The organism is Bartonella sp. HY328 (genome assembly GCF_025449335.1).
GTDB lineage: Bacteria > Pseudomonadota > Alphaproteobacteria > Rhizobiales > Rhizobiaceae > HY038.
Window position 1 is genome coordinate 187,811 of record NZ_CP104884.1, and the last position, 18,262, is coordinate 206,072.

Consider the following 18,262-nt stretch of genomic DNA (forward strand, 5'->3'; position numbering starts at 1 on the left):
TTTTAGGGATCGCGTTAAATTGAGCCAAATTGCACTTTGGCCCAATTTTTTTTAAGATAGCTTCAACAATTTAAAACCGCACTGCAATGCCGGCGCCATAGGTTGCGCCACGGGCATAAGAAACACCAAAGATAGATTGACCATCGGCATTGGTGCCAAAATATTCTTTGATATTTAAATATTGCTTATTTAAAAGATTATCACCAAAGACATAAAATTCGCCTGATCCCCAATCTAAACCAAAGCGGGCAGACACGATATGGGCTGGATTAAGTTTGCCGGTATTTGTCGCATTGGTATAGCGAGTGCCTAAATAATTATAGCCAAGGCGCGCATTAAATTCCTTATTGGCAAAAAAGCCGTTTAGCCCAAGATCTTCGCCAAAAGCATGATATTCAATAGCGGCTTTCCCCGACCATAATGGCACACTTGGCAACTTATTACCGCTGCGTATTCCTTCTTGTAAATCAGAAATTTGTTGAGAAACATTGCGCAATTTACTGGTTGTGTAAGCAACACCGCCGCTTAAAATAAAATATTTGCCAAGTAAATATTTACCATCAAGCTCAAAGCCCGCACTTTGCGCGTCAATATTGACATTGTAGCCGCTTACATTTTGATAATCCCATACCATTATTTGTTCGTCATGCATATCGTTAAAAAATGCAGCTGCGGTTAATTCAAGGCGATTTTCTAACAAAGCGGCGCGGCTACCTAGCTCATAAGTTATAATGTTAGATGAGCCATAGGGCTTACGAGCAACGCCTTGCCAATTTAACGCATTTTCTTGGCCAAAGCCGCCGCTTTTATAGCCGCGTGAAATGCTGGCATAGCTCATTATATCCTTTGTCCAATTATAGGATAAGGCAGCACGTCCAGTTAAAAACTTATAATCTTCCTTGCCATGCTCTTCAAAATAGGGAATGGCACCATTTAAGCCATCACTAAAGAATTGACTATCGAATTTTTTGCTTTCATGGGTCGCGCGTCCACCAACCGATAATTTTAGTTTTTCAGCTATTGGATAGGTCATTTCACCGAAAATGGCTTGGCCAGTTGTGGTTGTATTATAAATACTCGTACCAGTGGCGCTTGGGCCATAATACCAATTTTCTTTGCTATTATCGCGCATTGCTTTATCTTGATAAAATACAAAACCCGTAAGCCAGCTTATATTTGCTTGCGGCATGGAGCTTAAGCGAAATTCTTGAGAAAAGCGTGTGTCACGCTTATCATAGCTACTAAAATTGGTCTTGGGATCAAGAAAATCTTGTGGTGATAAACCGCTAATATCGGCAGCAAGCAAAGCATCGGGATAGTTATAAATATTGTAATTATTGACTTTTGAATAGCTGGTTTGTGCAGTAAAAGTTACCGTTTCAAAATCATGCTCAAACCGTGAATTTATTAAATAAATTTTGCTGTCATCCTTACCAAGATTTTGTGCGCCAAGTTTATGTGCAAAAGGATGATAGGCAATATAAGTGATGGGGGTAACTTTGCTATTTTCACCTTGAATACTAATTAACCAGCGGTTTTCCGCATTGGGGGTGAAAAGCAGCGAGCCGCGGCCAACAAAACTACTATCCTTGCCAAGTTTGTCGCCAACAAGATTATCAATAAAGCCATTTTCTCCATTTCGACGAATTGCGATGCGACCGGCTAAAATATCAGGAATAATCGTGCCATTCACCATGGTTTCAGCGCGATAAATGCCATCGCTACCAAATTCACCGCGAATAGTCGCGGCAAATTCGTGGCTTGGTTCTGCTGGAATTAAATTAATGGCACCGCCGGAGGTGTTACGGCCAAATAGGGTGTTTTGCGGTCCTTTCATAACCTCAACCCGTGCTAAATCAAGATAGGAAGAAAAAGATGCGCCAATTGGTAGCGGTGCGCCGTCAACAAAGGTTAACACCGAGCTGTCATCGGGACTAAGCGGAGTTAAGATTGGGCCAACGCCGCGCATCACCACAAATGAATTAGACCGATCGCCAAAAATACCAGCACTTGCTCCTGCAACATCACGCAATGCCGATGCGCCATCAATAATACGTTTTTCCTCTAAACTTTCGGCTGTTTCAACATGGACTGATGCTGGTACGTCTTTTATATTTTCTTCACGCTTACGGGCGGTAATAATAATTGGTTCAAGGGTGGTACTTGCTTCATCTTGTCGTTGATTTTGGCTTTGCGCCCCATCTTGAATTTGTCCCCCATCTTGAGCTTTCGCCGATATAAGTGGCAGGGCAGGGGACACCAAACAACTTGCTAATAATAATCGTCCAGCCATTTTATAGGTTATAAGATTTTTCAAGGATAAAGACATCGTTAAAGACTTCGTTAAAGACATGGAAAACCTTTCATGACTAAAGGGAACGGGTTAAACAAGAATAGAGGGCTGCGAGATTTTTGGCCGGATTAAGAAAAACCAGCACCATGGCAAAAAGGCTTAATAAAAAAGCCAACCCAAAAAATGCCGATAGGCCGATAAAGGTAACAATGCTACCAGCCATTGATGCGGTTAATAGCGAAAGAGTAAGATCAATTGAAGCAAGCATAGACACACGGCTAGCGGCGGTATGGCTATCGCCAATTTGCTGGCTTAACCACAGTGATAGCGCCTTTAAAGGGGCTATAAAGGCATAGCCAAGTGCCATATAAATAAGAGATATAAAAATAGCAAAAGGCGCATTTTGCCATTGATTGACACAGATTGCTGTTCCTAAAAATATGATTGCGGTGGCAAGGCTCATCCAACCGATAAGCTTTAAGCCATTATAGCGCAATAAGATATGGCCGCTGATAAGGGCAGCACCAAGCCCCAAAGCATTGCTGCCAAATGCGCCAAAAAATCCAGCAAGGCCAGCAGAAACGCCAAAATCTACTTGCATAATTGGAAGATAGGCTGTGACTAAGCCTAAGCCCATTTTAGCAAAAAGCGCAATGAGGATAAAATGCCAAATGGCTTTATGGCGCAAAAAGGCTAAAAATGCCAAAAAAGACCGGGTTTCTCCGTGGCTTTTTGCGTCTTTAGGGTTATTCAGCTCTATTGTTAGAGCGCTTTTCGATCTGATTGGATCAGATCGGCGCTCTAAACCTTTGTTTACACCGCGTTTTTTGTCCGAAAACCGCTTCACACTTTTCGGAAAACGCTCTAATGCCGGCCTTGCTGGGATTACTAAAAATAAAAAGCCGGTTGCAAGCGCCGTGCAGATAATAATTGCGCTAAGAATGATAAACCAGCTTTGACCATTGGCGAAAAAGGCAATCAACCCTAAAATAATACCACCAATGGTAAAGCCGATCACTTGCCAAATACTGGCATAGCGATAGCCTTGTTCATCTTCAGTAATGACTGCAAAGCCATCAAGTGCAATGGTGCCTGTGGCCAAAATGATAAAAAGCAAACTTGAAAGCACCATTAACAGCGCAAAATTAGCACTCGGATCAACCCATAAAAATGCCAATAAAGTAAATGTTGCAATGAGCGCAGTTAGCAAAATAATATGGCGATAAGCATTAGGTGCGCCTTTTGCATATCTATCAATAAGGGGTGCCCAAAAAACGCGCAAAGCATAGGGTAAATAAACCAGTGAAAGCAGACTTATAGATGCGGCAGAATATCCAGCTTCGCGCAGTAATGCTGGCAAAAGATAAAATATATAAGACATGGGAATGGCAGTAACAATATAAAATGCGCCATAGCATAAATAGCGCAAACGTCGTTGCCCATAAGGCGCATTTGTAGGCGCATCTGTGGGCGCAATTGATTTTGCAATTGATTGAAACACGATAATCCCCGTCCTCCAAAGGATGAAACCGCTTGCGATTTTTTAATATCTTTGTTGAGTAACATCTTTACTTCAATGGATATAGAAAGTCGGCTTGTGGATTTCGGGATAATTCTTGTGTTATTCGATCAACCTTATATTTAGGCAGTCTCATGCTTATGGATTTTTAAGATGATAGCTCTATTTAAATCGATCAACTGTTGGTGCATGGCCAAAATGATTGCGATAGGCATTGGTAAAATTTGCTGGATCAGAAAAGCCACATTGATAGGCAATTTCTGCAATATGCAATTGGTTTAAACGCACTTGCATACGGGCCATTTCCAATAATTTGCCGCGCAAATAAGTGGTAATAGATACACCAAAGGTTGATTTAAAAGCCCGCCTTAATGTGCTTTCATTGGTGGCAAATCGGCTCGCAATATCGCCAATTAAGTGCCGTTGATTAAGATGCTCATCAAGATAGGATTTAACCTCATAAGCAAGTTCATGATGGCGGCGGTTAAAATTGCTTTTTATTGGCTGGGCACTTAGAGCTGTAATACATTCTGCAATGAGGGCAAGTGCAAGTCCTGTGACCTCTATTTGCGTAACATAGCCATTTAAAGGTGAGGCATAAATTTGCTCAAGAATTGTTTGCATGGTTTTGGTTAGCGGCAAATTGCTCAAGCATGGCGCATTGCCAGCAATGAGTTTAAGCAATTCATCGGGTATAGGTTCATCCTTGGCTATTTGCTCAAAGAAATCCGCATTAATATAAAATGAAGTCATTTTAACATGCTGACCAATTTCCTGTCTTTCATGATGCTGACATATTTTACCGCAACCACATAGGGTAAGCTCATTGGTATTGTCCATGATTATCGGCTGGTCTTCGGCATAGCTGACCCAATTGCCCTTAATGGTTTGGCCGATAAATAAACCTGGCTTAAGATCCATTGCTGCTTGGAAAGGTTTTGTTGTGGTAAGGTCGCAATCAAAATATTGGATATTAGGAGTTAGTAACTTGCCGCGATAACGTCCCTCAAAATCACCACTATTTGAAAAATCAACTGATGGATCGCAGTTTTCGTGGCGAGCGACAATGTCATCCACCATTATAATACTATCGCAATTTGGTAGATCAATATCTTTGTATGGGGTGTCCATTTTTCTTTGTCTTTCTATCAAAGATATTTTTAGTCAAATTTGAAACCACGTCCTGACTCTAGATTAACGCGGTTATCTCAGCCATCAAGACCGATTAATTTGCGATGGTGAAAAGCCAAATTTTTTGCGAAATTCGGTGGTAAAATGGGCAGGATTATATCCCATATCATGGGCAACGCGTGAAATAGAGGTTTCGCCTGCCTCTAAAAGTTGACGCGCTTCTTCTAAACGGCGCGCTTTAACATAGCTATAAACTGGCATGCCAAAAATATCATTAAATCCCGCACCAAGTTTGCGGGTATTGGTGCCAACCATACGCGCTAACTCCATAACCGTTGGTGGATTGGCAAGATCTGCCAATAAAATTGCTTTGGCAGCATGAAAACATTCAATATCGCGCAACGACCATTTGGTTTGCTTATCCATATTATCACCAGCTTCAGGTAATAAATAAGCCATTAATTCAAGCGCCTTGCCTGTCATATAAAGCTGGCGCGATTGCCCTTTAAGGGGGCAAAGCAATATTTGGCTCGAAATTGTATTGACTATATGGGAAGCAGTATGTTGCATTTTGCCAACCGCATTCATTATACTGGAAACGGTTTTTTCACCAAATTGTACTTGTGCTTTTAAAGGGTCAAGGTGCAAAAATACCGCACTTAAAGCACCATCAGCTAGCGAGCGATGACAACTTTCTGAAGGTTCTTCGCTTTTAAATATGGTCATTTGGCCTTTTTGCCAAATATGATTGCCAAATTCAGTGTGGTCAACTTCAACCAATCCTTCAACCACGACCCCCAGCCAAATACCTTCATCCATAAGCGAGCGCCATTTATAGTCGCGCTTGACATTCATTGTGTCAAACATGATCGTTAATCCGGCAGTTTCGATAATTTCCATGCCGCTACCCATTGATGATTTTAATAATATACCTGATTATTTTTTTCAAGTTTTATACTCAATCATTGATAAAATCAACCGCGCGACAAAATTCAGTCAAAGCAACATTAAAATCATAGCTAAAACTATTAGAATAGTTCAAGGCTGGATTTATTCTTTTTAATAATATTAAGGTTTTCACTTATTGGTATAATTCAGACTTTACCTGATTGGGTAAGTTTATTAAATTTAAATATTAGCAGTTAATTGAATATATATTTACACCAATGGTCACTTATAGCCTATTTGTTAAAAAGATATTTGTAGGCTTTGTAGTATTTTAAAATTTTATTTTAATATACCATTTAAATTTGGGTAAATTTTCTTCGTTATTCCTGTTAGGCTCAATTAAATTGTCTGCTAATTATAGTCTATATTGCTAAAACTAGATAATATTTATGGCAATGCTTCATGGGGAGGTTGAAATGTCAGCAAAGAAAGATAAGATTACAGGGTCATTTGTTGCGCTTGTTACACCATTTGACGCTGATGGCGAGGTGGATTTCGGCGCATTTCGTGATTTGTTGGAATTTCAACGTAGCAATGGCACCAAGGCTATCTTGGTTATGGGATCAACCGGTGAAGTTTCAATGCTTTCACCAGCAGAACGTAAACGCATTATTGTTGAAGTTGCTAAAATGAAAACGGCAGATATGCCAATTTTCTTTGGCTGTACTGGCAATAACACCGCAACAACTATTGAATATGTTCAATATGCCCGTGACAATGGTGCTGATGGTGCAATTATCGCAGCGCCAGCCTATATTTGTGCGTCAGAAGCCGATATTGAACGCTATTTTTTAGAAGTGGCTGATGCAAGCGACTTACCATTAGGTATTTATAATAATCCGCCGCGGGTAAAAAGTGACTTGCATTGGGATAGTCTGTTGCGATTGTTTAAGCATCCAAATTACGTAATTCATAAGGAATCCACTGGACGTGTTGGGCAGGTGGCGCAAATCCTTGCTGCCAATCCCGATGTCTCGGTCATGTGTTGTGATAGCCCTAACCTTGGGCTTGTGGTTCCAACTATGAGCCTTGGCGGTCATGGTACTGCTAATATGGGTGGTAATATTGCGCCAGCTGAAGTAGCAGCCATGTCTAAGCCTTGGCAAGATGGGCAAGATGCTAAAAACTTTAAAGATGTCTATCTTCGTCTTTTGCCGATATTGCATTATAATTATTCAGCTATCAATCCAGTTGCGGTTAAATCCTTGATGAAAATTGTTGGTTTGCCCGTTGGTGAATTACGCCGACCATTGACAGGTCTTGAAGGGGAAGCGCTGATGCGTGGTATTCGTGCGGTGCAGGAACTTGAATTGGATAAGCGTTATGGTTGGAAAATCGATAGTTCTGCTATCGCCGGCCTTGCTGGATAAGTTTACCGCCATTTTTACAGCAACATATTCTTACCCGCAGGCTTGTTAAAATTATAAGCGAGCTTTGTTGCAAGAGATCCTTACTTTAGAGGTAGCCTTCCTTATAGGCTCCCTCACTTATCCAGCTTGCCACATTCACACTCCGTTCGGTGATTTTGCTCGCTTTATAACGGGTGACGCACAAGAAATGTGGCGAGTTTGAATGCGACAATAAGCCAAAAAATTACCTAAGAATAATCACGCAAAAAATTGAACACTAGGATGAGTTGATCATGACATTTTTTAAGAAATTGTTCTTCATAATGGTCATTGCGCTTTTTGCCTCACCAGCTTTGGCACAATTTCCGCAAAAGCCAATTACCATTATTGTACCATTTCCTCCCGGTGGTTCGGTTGACGGGGTGGCGCGTGTTTTGGCGGCTGAATTATCGCGGGTCACAGGCAAAACTTTTATTGTCGATAATCGTGGTGGTGGTTCAGGCGGTGTTATTGGTACATCGGAAGTTGTGCGTTCATCGGCTGATGGTTATACGCTATTATTGGATGGTAGCATCCATGTCGTGCAACCGTTGATTAATAAAAATGTCCCCTATAATGTATTGACCGATTTTAGCAATATTGGTCTTGTTGCAGAGGGCGCTTTGGTCATTTCCACCAATCCAAGCGATAAGGCGAATAATCTTGGTGAATTTTTCGCCGAAGTAAAGCAAGAGCCAGACAATTATAATTTTGCAACCAGTGGTTATGGTTCAGCCGGACATCTTGCCGTGGAAGCGTTAAAGAGTGAAGCTGGCGTGGATAATGAAATCATTGCCTATCGCGGCGGCGGCCCTGCACTTAATGATATGATTGGTGGACAGGTGCAATTAATTGCTGATCCGATGATGTCGTCATTGCCCCATGTTAAATCTGGTCGTTTAAAGGCCTTGGCCGTAACCAGTCGCGAGCGTTCGCCTTTTGCGCCGCAAATTCCAACCGTTGCAGAAAGTGGTATGCCAGCAATGGAAATGCTTGCTTGGTATGGTCTTTGGGGGCCTAAAGATATGGATCCAGAAGCCATGGCATTTTTGGAAAAAGCGCTTAGTGATACGGTTAAAAGCGAGGAATTTAAGACAAAATTGGAAGTATTTGGTTTTGAACCTGCTAAAAATACCGGCTCAAAAGCCCTTGCCGATTATTCTATCTCAGAAATGAACCGCTATAAGGCTATTATTGAAGCGGCGCATATTAGCATTGAATAGGGCTCACATAAGGTGACAAGCAAAGATAGCTTCATTGCGACCCATTGGGGTGTCTATCAATATAAAGAGGGTGAAAAGATTTTGTCACCCTTTAAAGGTGATAGCTTCCCCGCACAGTTTGGCCAAGATTATCCGCAAGATAATTTTGCTCCAACTCGCATTTTAAAACCTGCTATTCGCAAATCCTATCTTGACTATGGGCCGCAGGATAAAAAAGGCCGACGTGGCAATGATGAATTTGTTGAAGTGGATATGGATAAGGCACTTGATCTTGTTAGCGATGAAATAAAGCGGATAAAACAGCGCTATGGTAATGGGGCAATTTATTCAGGCTCTTATGGCTGGTCAAGTGCAGGGCGGTTTCACCATGCCCAAAGCCAATTAAAGCGGTTTTTTAATTGTATTGGTGGCTCGGTGCGCTCTCATCAAACCTATAGTTATGCCGCAGCAGAAACCCTTTTACCCCATATTATCGGCGGACTTAATGGCCTTGTCACCAATCATACTCTTTATGACGATATTGCCAGCCAAAGCGAACTTATTTTGATGTTTGGCGGTACACCCATTCGCAATGCTCAGGTCAATTCTGGTGGTATTGCGCGCCATGATACATTGGCACAATTACAAAAATGCGTTGAAAACGGCATTGAGATTATATCCATTTCGCCGCTTAAAAGCGATGTGGATGTCAAAGCAAGCTGGCTGGCGCTCCGCCCTAATAGTGACACTGCATTATTGCTGTCTATTTGCCATTATCTCTTGGTGAGAAAACATGTCGATTATAGCTTTTTGAACACATATACCACCGGCTTTGCAGCATTTGCAGATTATCTGTTAGGAAAAAGTGACGGCATTGTAAAAAATATTGATTGGGCTGCCAATATTACCGATATAGAAGCCGCCACAATCAAATCCCTATGTGAGAAGGTGGCGGCAAAAAAGACATTTATCATGGTAGCTTGGGCTTTACAGCGTGCCGATCATGGCGAATATGTCTATTGGGCGGCGATTGCTTTAGCCGCAATGCTTGGCACAATTGGCACCAAAGGCTTAGGCTTTGGGTTTGGTTATGCGTCAGCTGGCAATATTGGCATGAAGGGGCCATTGGTTAGCTTGCCGTCTTTTCCCCAAGGCGATAACCCGATCAAAGATGCAATACCAGTTGCTCGCATTGCCGATATGTTGCTAAACCCATGCAAAACCTACCATTTTAACGGTCAAACCAAAATATATCCCGATATTAAGCTGGTTTATTGGGCTGGGGGCAACCCTTTTCATCACCACCAAGATTTAAACAGGCTGCGTGATGCTTGGCAAAAGCCTGATACCATCATCGCCCATGAGCATTGGTGGAATGCCCATGCCCGCCATGCAGATATTGTATTTCCTGCGGTAACTTTTTTAGAGCGTAATGATATTGCCGCCTCTGGCCGCGATAGTTTTTTAACCTATTCAAAAGCGCAATTTGAAGCGCCGTCAGGCATTACAACCGATCATGAGATTTTACGACAATTATCACAAAGATTGGGAGCAGAACAAGAATTTACACAAGGGCGAAGTGAGGAGCAATGGCTAGAATGGCTTTATGATGAAACGCGCATTGCTTTTAAAGCACAAAATGTCGAGCTACCCGATTATGAAAATTTTAAAAATATCGGTTATCTTGATTTACCACAAAAAAATCAGCCAACGCTATTGAGTGAATTTCGCAGCAATCCGCAAGATCATCCTTTGCGTACGCCATCGGGGGTGATTGAACTTTTTTCAAATAAAATTGCAAGTTTTAATTACGCGGATTCACCGCCGCATCCAGCATGGTTGGAGCCTCAAGAATGGCTGGGTGCTAAAATGGCAGTGCGGTTTCCCTTACATTTATTAAGTTGCCAGCCCCATGATAAATTGCACAGCCAATGGGATCATGCAAAAATATGCCGCGATACCAAAAAACATGGTCGCCAACCCATCGTGCTGAATATTGATGATGCCAAAAGCCGTCATATTAGTCAAAATGATATTGTCAAAGTTTTTAACGAGCGTGGCGCCTGTCTTGCGAGTGCAGTGTTAAGCGAAAATATAAAGCAAGGTGTTGTGCAATTGCCAACGGGTGCATGGTTTGACCCATGGCAAGATGAACAGGGTAACTGGATTGAACTCAATGGTAATCCAAATGTGCTGACCGCCGATCATGGCACTTCAACATTAACCCAAGCACCAAGTGCTAATTCATGCTTGGTGGAGATTGAAAAATTCCACGGTTTTGCACCTAAACCATCTATTTATCAACCACCGATTTTTTCAAAATCAAATGCGAGCTGGAAGGATAATGACAATGCCGATAAGGTTTAATACAGATGTTGCTGCGGGTATGCTTTTTATTCTTATTGGCTCTATAGCTTTATATGCAACGGGAAGTTTACCCTTTGGTACGTTGCGGCGTATTGGCCCTGGTGGTTTTCCGGCGATTATATCGACATTGCTGATTTTATTTGGGCTCATTACCACTATTCACGGTTTTTTAAAAATCCATGAATTAGCGATACCAAAATTTCATCCCAAAAATGTCATCATTATTTGTCTTGCTCTGGTGCTTTTTGGACTAAGTTTGCGCGGCGGTGGATTATTTCTTGCCGTCTTTTTATGCATCACCGTTTCATCCTTAGCGGTTAAGCCGTTTCGGCCAATATTTACAATTATTTATGGTTTATTGGCAGCTTTGTTCTGCTGTGTTGCTTTTATTACATTGTTGGGCATGCAAGCGCCGTATTTCGGGCCGTGGTTCGGTTTTTAAGTGTTTGGAGGGTTAAGAGGGCATCATGGATACATTAAACGCATTATATTTTGGCTTTCATCAGGCTTTGCAAATTCATAATTTATTATGGTGCTTTGTTGGGGCATTATTGGGAACATTGGTTGGCATTTTGCCGGGCTTGGGGCCAGCTGCAACGGTTGCAATTTTATTACCCTTTACCGCAGGTCTTGAACCGGTAACGGCACTTATTATGCTGGCTGGTATTTATTATGGCGCGCAATATGGTGGTTCAACCACGGCAATTTTGATTAACCTACCCGGTGAAGCCTCATCTGTGGTAACTGCAATTGACGGTTATAAAATGGCGCGTCTTGGCCGTGCTGGTGTTGCCCTTACAACCGCCGCGCTTGGATCATTCTTTGCCGGTACGGTTGCAACATTTCTCTTAGCTTTTACCGCGCCAATCCTTGCCGAATTAGGGTTATTATTTGGCCCAACCGAATATTTTTCTTTAATGGTACTTGGCCTATTGGCTTCAATTATTTTGGCCCGTGGCTCGGTGCCCAAAGCCATTTCCATGGTATTGCTTGGCGTTTTAATTGGCTGTGTCGGTCAAGATGTACAAACCGCTATGCCGCGCTTTATGTTTGGCTTTGAAGATTTAGGCGGTGGCATTGATTTTGTTGTGGTGGCAATGGGGCTTTTTGGTATTGGTGAGATTATCAAAGATCTTGACCATCTTGAGCATCGCACAGCGATTAAGACAAGTTTTGCTTCCCTTATTCCAAGTAGGCAAGATTTTAAACGCATGCAAATGCCGGTGTTACGCGGAACATTTATTGGTTCGCTTTTGGGCTTGTTGCCGGGTTCTGGCGCATTGCTGTCAGGTTTTGCGGCCTATGCTGCAGAAAAGCGAATTTCCAATCCACCTGAAGGTTTTGGGAATGGCGCTATTGAAGGGGTTGCCGCACCTGAAAGTGCTAATAATGCGGCTGCTCAAACATCATTTGTACCACTTTTAACCCTTGGCTTGCCAACATCCGCAGTTATGGCCTTAATGGTTGGCGCGCTTGTCATGCATGGTATTGCACCAGGGCCCACCCTTATTTCTGATCATCCGCAAATATTTTGGGGCGTTATTGCTTCAATGTGGGTGGGAAACCTCATTCTTCTTATTTTGAATTTGCCGTTGATTGGTATTTGGACCAAATTGCTTAGCATACCATTTCAATATTTATTTCCTGCCATTTTGGTGTTTTGTGCCATTGGTGCAGTTTCTTTGAGCAATTCAACATTTGATATTTGGCTATTGGCATTTTTCTCGATTGCAGGCTATATTTTTGTTAAACTTGATTGCGAGGTCGCCCCGCTTATTTTAGGGCTTGTACTTGGGCCGATGCTTGAAGAAAACTTCCGCCGTGCCATGTCTATTGGTCGTGGCAATGCAATGATTTTTGTCGAGCGTCCTTTATCGGCGGCTTTATTAATTATCGCCGTCCTTGCTTTAATTTCCATGCTTATACCAAAATGGCGCAAAGTCCGTGAAGAAGCCTTTGTTGAACAAGAATAGGAAGGTTTAAAGTAAAGAGCAGCTTTAGAGCCTGACGCCTTTTTATTGGTGCGGGCGCTAAAAAGTTATTTTTGGGCAAAGGCCGCTACCCCTTGGTATTTAAAACAAGATTAAAATGATTACATATGAATAAAGCTATTGTGGGCAACTTATGACAAGAAGCGCTTCTACAATGTAGAGTTGTTTATCTACTGATCAGATATGTCAGTTTGGGTTAATTATGGACTTTTTTAAGACCAAATCTGTCCTAATAAGTAATAGAAATAAGATGTAACAATTTTTACATATATTCATTTCCACCACGACTTGAATTATCTCAAAAGATTCTTGTATAAGTAAAATATAAAATATGAATATACAAATGAGGGAGAGGGATGATGAAACAAGATTGGAGTGGAAAAGGCGGCCTTAAAGATTACCTTAAAAATGGTGGTCGGTTGTTATCGATTGAAGAAGTCATCGATCCTTATCGGGAAGAATTATTGCAAACCCTTGCCGCTTTTTTTGATAGCGAACTTGCAGTATCGGCAGGCTTTACGTGTCTACTTGATATGGTGCCTAATATACAAATGCGGGTGAATGTTGCCCGTTTGATTGCTGAAAAAGCAGAACATGCCAAGGCCTTACTTGATATGATGGGTGAATTTGGCGAGAAAAGGCCGGAATATCTCAATCGCTTATATGGCGCCGAAGGTTTTGATTGGGCTGCCCGTCTTAAGCGCGATAGTGATCTTTCATTGGGGGCTAGCATCAGTTTAGATAAGCGAGTGCCAGTGCTTTATTATCCAATTGAAAACTGGCTGGATGCGGTCATAATGTATGTGCTTATGGAAAAGGCCGCCTATATTTTAATTGGTGAATTGGGACAAATATTTTATAAGCCATTGGCAATGGCTTGCCAACTTGTCATGACTTCAGAGCGCCAACATGCCAATCTTAGCCGCGAAGAATTATTGCGCCTTGCCAAAGGTGCCTATAAAAATGGAACTCTTGAAAAAATAGAAGCTTCTTTTAACTATTGGTTACAACGAACTAGGGCAAATTTTGATCCTGATAATTTACCCTATTTTGAGCGATTGCGGGCTTTGGGGCTTCCACATCGGTCAAACCAAGAAATGCTGAATCTGTTTAATCTAAGGGTTGATGACCTACGCCTTTCTTTAAATCTTGTGATGCGTCTTTAAAGACGGGGGTTTATTGCTCTAAAACTTTTAACGCTTCTATCGCTGCAGGAAGGCCTAGTCGTGCAGCTTGTTTTATTAATTTTATGCCCATTTCCTTTTCTTGTGCTTTATCTTGAGTTTCATCCTGTGTGTCGTCTTTTCCGTTATAGTGAAAAACGTCAAGGTTGTTTGTACAGTAACGTGTCCTTGATTGTTGACTTTTCAAAAAAATCGATGGCTTTTGCGAAGTCTTGTTCCACGCTTTAGCCGTTATTATAAAGCAAGCCTAAATTATTTTGCGCGTTCATATCCCCTTGTTCTGCCGCGCGTGAAAACCATTTAAACGCTTCGCTAAAATTCCTTTTTAAGCCGTTTCTTTTATAATATAGTATCCCAAGATGATTTAGTGCGCTACCAAGCTTTTTAGCGCTTTGATTAAGAGCGTAGCTTAAGGCAATAGTTAAAAATCCAGCTCTTTTAACAATGCTGGCCAATTTTGTTTACCGCCTAAAATACGAATAATGATAACATCATCGCCGCATTGGTTATAAATAATCACGTGCTGCTGGTGGACATGCATATGGACGGGTGGTTCAAAAATAGCGCGTAAAGGAGCAAAATTCGGCCATCTGGCAATAAGCTCGAAAACAGAAAGCAATTCATCAAGATATTTATCGGCTTGATTTTCTGACCATGTGCTTGCACCAAAGCGCCATATGTCTTCCAAATCACGCTCAGCAAGGGGCGTTAGTTGATAGGCCATCGATTTTAAGATTTTTGCCGCATGCGTGCTTTAAATTCTTCCCTATCAAAAGCCCTAGGCATACCGCTTTGTAAACCTTCATCAATAGCATTTTGGAAAGCTGTCATTGCCGCATGATTTTGCTGATCCTTGCGGATTAAATCACGGATATAATCGCTGACATTTTGATAGCGACCATTATCTGACTGCTTTTCCGCCCAGCTTTTCATCTGATCGGGGAGGGATACATTCATGGTTGCCATGATAAATCCTTTCAACGGTTAACATTTTTCGATTATATGGCAAACTTTGCCAATATGCAATCTGTTAACCTGTCACTATGGAAAAAACATATACCTAACGAATACCAGCTTAGGTGGCTTATTTTAAAGTATGTATCTAGTTTTTATTATATTTAACCGATTGTAGGACGTAATAAATCAATTAAATATTTGGTTCACAAAGATAGGATCAATAATTAAAATATTGCTATAATCCTTTTTATTCATTGTTTATAGCTAATATTTTATCCTCTGATTGCCAATTTTTAAAGCTTATAAATTATCACGATAGATTCATAACTGTTAAAGTTTAAATAGCCAATTTATACATTTCTTATTGCTAAATTTTTTAATTTTATTATCGTCCGTGCTCCGCCTTCAAGTCTATTTTCAAATATTGGTGTCACATCAAACTGGCCGCAAAGCTTTGAAATAATAAGCACTCCAAGCCCATTAGGCTTATGTAAAATTTCTGGGAAGCCTCGACCGTCATCCTCGATAATGAGGTTTAAATCGCCATTTTCTTCTTCATGTAAAATAACTTCAATTGTACCCTTTACATTGGGTGAAAACGCATGCTTAACCGAATTGGTGATAAGCTCGCCAATAATGATAGCCAAAGTTGTTGCATCACGAGCACTTATTTTGAAGCTTTCAATGTGGGTTTTGATTGTTATACTTGTGTGCCTTTGTTGTGGTAAAGATAAAACAATATCTTTAATAACCGTTTCAAAAAAGTCTTTTGTGTCGGCAGTATCCATATCTTCAGAAAGGCGCAAACGGCGGTGCGCTGTTGCTAGGGTTTGGATATGATCGCGCGCAACTGATAAAGCTGTTTTAATTTCATCACTTTTCGATTGATTTATTTGAATGGATAATAAAGAAGAAGCTGTAGCCAATGAGTTGCCAATACGATGACTTGCATCTTGCAACAAAAATTCAACACGTTGTCGTTCTTTTTGCGCATGTTGTGTCGCTTTTTCAAGCTCAGTCGTGCGCTCTTGCACATGGATTTCCAGTAGCTGATTTTCTTCTACTAATTGATCATGATAAGCTTTCAACTGACGAATATTGCGGCGAAATTTATTATTAACGAAGTAAGTAAGAAATAAAGACAATATAATAGCTAAAACTGCTGTATAATTAAGAACAGTGCGTAGCACATTAAGCCGTTGATAATTCGAGCGTAAAAGCCGCTCCTCATTCTCAATAAATGATAACATGAGTTTAATCACATTTCCCGTACGAATATTATCTTCGATTGTGGGATCAAGTGAAGGAGTTGAATCTTTTGGCAATGTCCGCGCAATTGCCATTAAGTTTTTTAAAAATTCATCGCGTTCAAGAATTGCAAGATTAACCTGCTTATACCAGTCTGACCACCTTTGATTGTTTGCAGTATTTTTTTCCAAAGCTTCTAAAATGTGAATAAGGTTAGTGCTCAGGGCTGTAAATTGTTGTTCACTTGCTTGGCTGCGCGTTAAAAAAAAAGTCCTTTCAACCTCGGTTTGTTCGACTATGGTTAAAACCAGCCTATCGGTTAAATGTTTAAGCTCGGTTGTAGCTGAAATAGTATCTACTTGGTAATCAATTGCTCGCGATAGAGGAAATACGCTAATTAAAATAACAACAATTAATGAAAGCAACATGCCAATTATTTTATATCTTATTGACCTGCTTTTGAGCGGCTCCACAATATGAGTATCAGCCGTGCCTTTTAAATTTGCAATATATACAAATTTGTTTACCATTATGTAGCCCTAATATTTTTTAGTAAATTATTATATAACAATATAGTATTGTAAGTAATGTCGATACCTACATATGGCGCAAAACCTATAATAAAAGGGCATTATGCAAATAATTTTTGATAAAATAATATTATATATTTTATTTTTATTATATTTTTAAAATTTGATTGGAGTTAGACTTCAAAGTTAAGGCCTTTTCAAGCTCTTGTATAATTATGTTGAAGCTTTCATCATCAAGCCAGAGGCAATTTGTAATCGTTATCATTCGCTGGGCAAAGTCAACGGCGTTGGCTGATTTATGAGTGCGATTATCATCACTTAATACTGGTTGTAAATAGTTATAATCGGGCAGGGAGGAGACAAAAAGCCGCGTTACGCCTAAATTTGACGGCCAAAGCCGCTCCATAGCCCTTTGGCAGCTATCAACATTTGGCATTAACAGCATGATAAATGGCCATGTGCCTTTTGTAGCACTTTCACCTTTAACAATGCTTAACCCAGATTGTTGTAAAATGGGGTTATTTTCCAAAATCTCGATGCGTTTTACGGCTTGCATCTTGGTTTTTTGTAAAAAATCCGGCAATCTTAATGCAGCATTTGCGCCAATCTGTCGGCGCTTTTTGCCAACGTCAAAAATTGGTATTTCTTGATCAAAATAATCGCCAACCGCGTTAATGTAATCGTGTTTTTTTAACGCCTTGCGCCGGCTGTGCCCATAAAAAAATTCTAACAAAAGTGGATTATAGCAGCAATAATAGCCCATTAATTGCGCAAGCTTTATTTTGTCAGCGAAAAAATTTGGCTTTACAAGGTTTTTATGGGTTAGTTGTAGTTGGTGGAATAAATTGGGGTCTTTTGCTGTTAGTAAACCACCTTCAAAAAGTGTTAAGCCTTTACCAACCGCAAGGCTAAAAAATGCTACATCGCCGCTTTGCCCAATTTCTGCGCCAAGGGCCTGCGCGCCATCTTCAATAATATAAGCACCGATGTTACGCGCGATAGCTAGGCTTGCTTCTACATTAGCAAGGCGGCCGCCAATATGGGTGGGAATAATGGCAAGGGTTTTGTGATGCGCTAATTGTTGCAATTGTTCAAAACAAAAATCGAAGCTATTTTGCGCGGTATCGCAAATAATTGGCTTTAAGCCGCAATGATGAATGGCAAGCACCACTAAAGGGCAGTTAAACGCGGGAATAATCACTTCATTGCGGGTGCTAGCAAGATCGTCCTTGCTGTTTAAGCGCTTTAAAGTTTCAAGCGCAACAATTAAAGATGCCGTACCAGAGCATTCCAGCAGCAAGGGCGGTAAATGAAAGTGCTTTGCAATAATTTCAGCAATATCGCCGCTTTTACCGAAAAAATCCGTTAACCGCAAAGGCAAGCCTGCTGTTGGCGGCAACTCGCCATGCATTTTTTTCGAGGTAAAAACTCGCGGCAAGATCATGCTCCTCGATTAACTCTGCTTCAAATGCAATTTTTTAATTATGTTTTTTTGACTATGTTT

Annotated in this window: 15 protein-coding genes; 6 read left to right on the forward strand and 9 right to left on the reverse strand. The window is 40.9% G+C overall.

The window, feature by feature from the left end; all coding sequences use genetic code 11:
• Positions 1 to 70 precede the first annotated feature (70 nt).
• The 4 genes from N5852_RS14265 to N5852_RS14280 form a co-directional block, all read right to left on the reverse strand.
• The gene (locus N5852_RS14265) at positions 71 to 2,353 is read right to left on the reverse strand and encodes a TonB-dependent receptor (RefSeq protein WP_262099832.1); all 2,283 of its coding nucleotides are present in this window, start codon (positions 2,351 to 2,353) and stop codon (positions 71 to 73) included.
• A 16-nt stretch (positions 2,354 to 2,369) separates the two neighbouring features.
• Entirely contained in the window at positions 2,370 to 3,794 is a 1,425-nt protein-coding gene (locus N5852_RS14270) for an MFS transporter (protein ID WP_262099833.1), read from the reverse strand.
• A gap of 180 nt (positions 3,795 to 3,974) precedes the next feature.
• The gene (locus N5852_RS14275) at positions 3,975 to 4,943 is read right to left on the reverse strand and encodes an AraC family transcriptional regulator (RefSeq protein WP_262099834.1); all 969 of its coding nucleotides are present in this window, start codon (positions 4,941 to 4,943) and stop codon (positions 3,975 to 3,977) included.
• Between the two features lie 84 nt (positions 4,944 to 5,027).
• Positions 5,028 to 5,843, reverse strand: a complete 816-nt coding sequence (locus N5852_RS14280) for a helix-turn-helix domain-containing protein (protein WP_262099835.1) — start codon at positions 5,841 to 5,843, stop codon at positions 5,028 to 5,030.
• 464 nt (positions 5,844 to 6,307) lie between these two features.
• On the opposite strand from N5852_RS14280, the gene N5852_RS14285 reads away from it, so the two are divergent.
• The 6 genes from N5852_RS14285 to N5852_RS14310 all read left to right on the forward strand — a co-directional run bounded on the left by N5852_RS14285 (position 6,308) and on the right by N5852_RS14310 (position 14,005).
• A complete protein-coding gene (locus tag N5852_RS14285; protein WP_262099836.1) occupies positions 6,308 to 7,261 on the forward strand; it encodes a 4-hydroxy-tetrahydrodipicolinate synthase family protein in 954 nt (317 codons plus the stop codon).
• Between the two features lie 272 nt (positions 7,262 to 7,533).
• Positions 7,534 to 8,502 carry a Bug family tripartite tricarboxylate transporter substrate binding protein gene (locus N5852_RS14290; RefSeq protein ID WP_262099837.1) on the forward strand — a complete coding sequence of 323 codons (969 nt, stop codon included), beginning with the start codon at positions 7,534 to 7,536 and terminating at the stop codon, positions 8,500 to 8,502.
• 12 nt (positions 8,503 to 8,514) lie between these two features.
• A complete protein-coding gene (locus N5852_RS14295; RefSeq protein WP_262099838.1) occupies positions 8,515 to 10,848 on the forward strand; it encodes a molybdopterin-dependent oxidoreductase in 2,334 nt (777 codons plus the stop codon).
• A complete protein-coding gene (locus N5852_RS14300; protein ID WP_262099839.1) occupies positions 10,826 to 11,290 on the forward strand; it encodes a tripartite tricarboxylate transporter TctB family protein in 465 nt (154 codons plus the stop codon). Before N5852_RS14295 ends, N5852_RS14300 begins: the two co-directional genes overlap by 23 nt.
• Before the next feature lie 25 nt (positions 11,291 to 11,315).
• Positions 11,316 to 12,821, forward strand: coding sequence for a tripartite tricarboxylate transporter permease (locus N5852_RS14305; protein ID WP_262099840.1), 1,506 nt, complete (start codon positions 11,316 to 11,318; stop codon positions 12,819 to 12,821).
• A gap of 374 nt (positions 12,822 to 13,195) precedes the next feature.
• Positions 13,196 to 14,005: a Phenylacetic acid catabolic protein gene (locus N5852_RS14310; protein WP_262099841.1), complete on the forward strand. Its 810-nt coding sequence runs from the start codon at positions 13,196 to 13,198 to the stop codon at positions 14,003 to 14,005.
• 242 nt (positions 14,006 to 14,247) lie between these two features.
• Here N5852_RS14310 and N5852_RS14315 read toward each other — a convergent pair whose 3' ends face one another.
• The 5 genes from N5852_RS14315 to N5852_RS14335 all read right to left on the reverse strand — a co-directional run bounded on the left by N5852_RS14315 (position 14,248) and on the right by N5852_RS14335 (position 18,196).
• On the reverse strand, positions 14,248 to 14,478 hold the full coding sequence (locus N5852_RS14315; RefSeq protein WP_262099842.1) for a tetratricopeptide repeat protein: 231 nt from the start codon (positions 14,476 to 14,478) through the stop codon (positions 14,248 to 14,250).
• On the reverse strand, positions 14,445 to 14,747 hold the full coding sequence (locus tag N5852_RS14320) for a type II toxin-antitoxin system RelE/ParE family toxin (protein ID WP_262099843.1): 303 nt from the start codon (positions 14,745 to 14,747) through the stop codon (positions 14,445 to 14,447). The genes N5852_RS14315 and N5852_RS14320 overlap by 34 nt, the downstream gene beginning before the upstream one ends.
• A 5-nt stretch (positions 14,748 to 14,752) precedes the next feature.
• Positions 14,753 to 14,989 carry a type II toxin-antitoxin system ParD family antitoxin gene (locus tag N5852_RS14325; RefSeq protein ID WP_262099844.1) on the reverse strand — a complete coding sequence of 79 codons (237 nt, stop codon included), beginning with the start codon at positions 14,987 to 14,989 and terminating at the stop codon, positions 14,753 to 14,755.
• A gap of 341 nt (positions 14,990 to 15,330) precedes the next feature.
• Entirely contained in the window at positions 15,331 to 16,758 is a 1,428-nt protein-coding gene (locus N5852_RS14330) for a sensor histidine kinase (protein WP_262099845.1), read from the reverse strand.
• A gap of 148 nt (positions 16,759 to 16,906) precedes the next feature.
• Positions 16,907 to 18,196, reverse strand: coding sequence for a DegT/DnrJ/EryC1/StrS family aminotransferase (locus tag N5852_RS14335; protein WP_262099846.1), 1,290 nt, complete (start codon positions 18,194 to 18,196; stop codon positions 16,907 to 16,909).
• Positions 18,197 to 18,262: the final 66 nt, after the last annotated feature.

What these genes read in the sequence shown, in the direction of transcription:
- N5852_RS14305 (WP_262099840.1), top strand. Translation starts at nt 11,316, where the DNA reads ATGGATACATTAAACGCATTATATTTTGGCTTTCATCAGGCTTTGCAA.
- N5852_RS14310 (WP_262099841.1), top strand. Translation starts at nt 13,196, where the DNA reads ATGATGAAACAAGATTGGAGTGGAAAAGGCGGCCTTAAAGATTACCTT.
- N5852_RS14325 (WP_262099844.1), bottom strand. Translation starts at nt 14,989, where the DNA reads ATGGCAACCATGAATGTATCCCTCCCCGATCAGATGAAAAGCTGGGCG.
- N5852_RS14330 (WP_262099845.1), bottom strand. Translation starts at nt 16,758, where the DNA reads ATGGTAAACAAATTTGTATATATTGCAAATTTAAAAGGCACGGCTGAT.
- N5852_RS14290 (WP_262099837.1), top strand. Translation starts at nt 7,534, where the DNA reads ATGACATTTTTTAAGAAATTGTTCTTCATAATGGTCATTGCGCTTTTT.
- N5852_RS14265 (WP_262099832.1), bottom strand. Translation starts at nt 2,353, where the DNA reads ATGTCTTTAACGAAGTCTTTAACGATGTCTTTATCCTTGAAAAATCTT.
- N5852_RS14300 (WP_262099839.1), top strand. Translation starts at nt 10,826, where the DNA reads ATGACAATGCCGATAAGGTTTAATACAGATGTTGCTGCGGGTATGCTT.
- N5852_RS14285 (WP_262099836.1), top strand. Translation starts at nt 6,308, where the DNA reads ATGTCAGCAAAGAAAGATAAGATTACAGGGTCATTTGTTGCGCTTGTT.
- N5852_RS14320 (WP_262099843.1), bottom strand. Translation starts at nt 14,747, where the DNA reads ATGGCCTATCAACTAACGCCCCTTGCTGAGCGTGATTTGGAAGACATA.
- N5852_RS14275 (WP_262099834.1), bottom strand. Translation starts at nt 4,943, where the DNA reads ATGGACACCCCATACAAAGATATTGATCTACCAAATTGCGATAGTATT.
- N5852_RS14280 (WP_262099835.1), bottom strand. Translation starts at nt 5,843, where the DNA reads ATGGAAATTATCGAAACTGCCGGATTAACGATCATGTTTGACACAATG.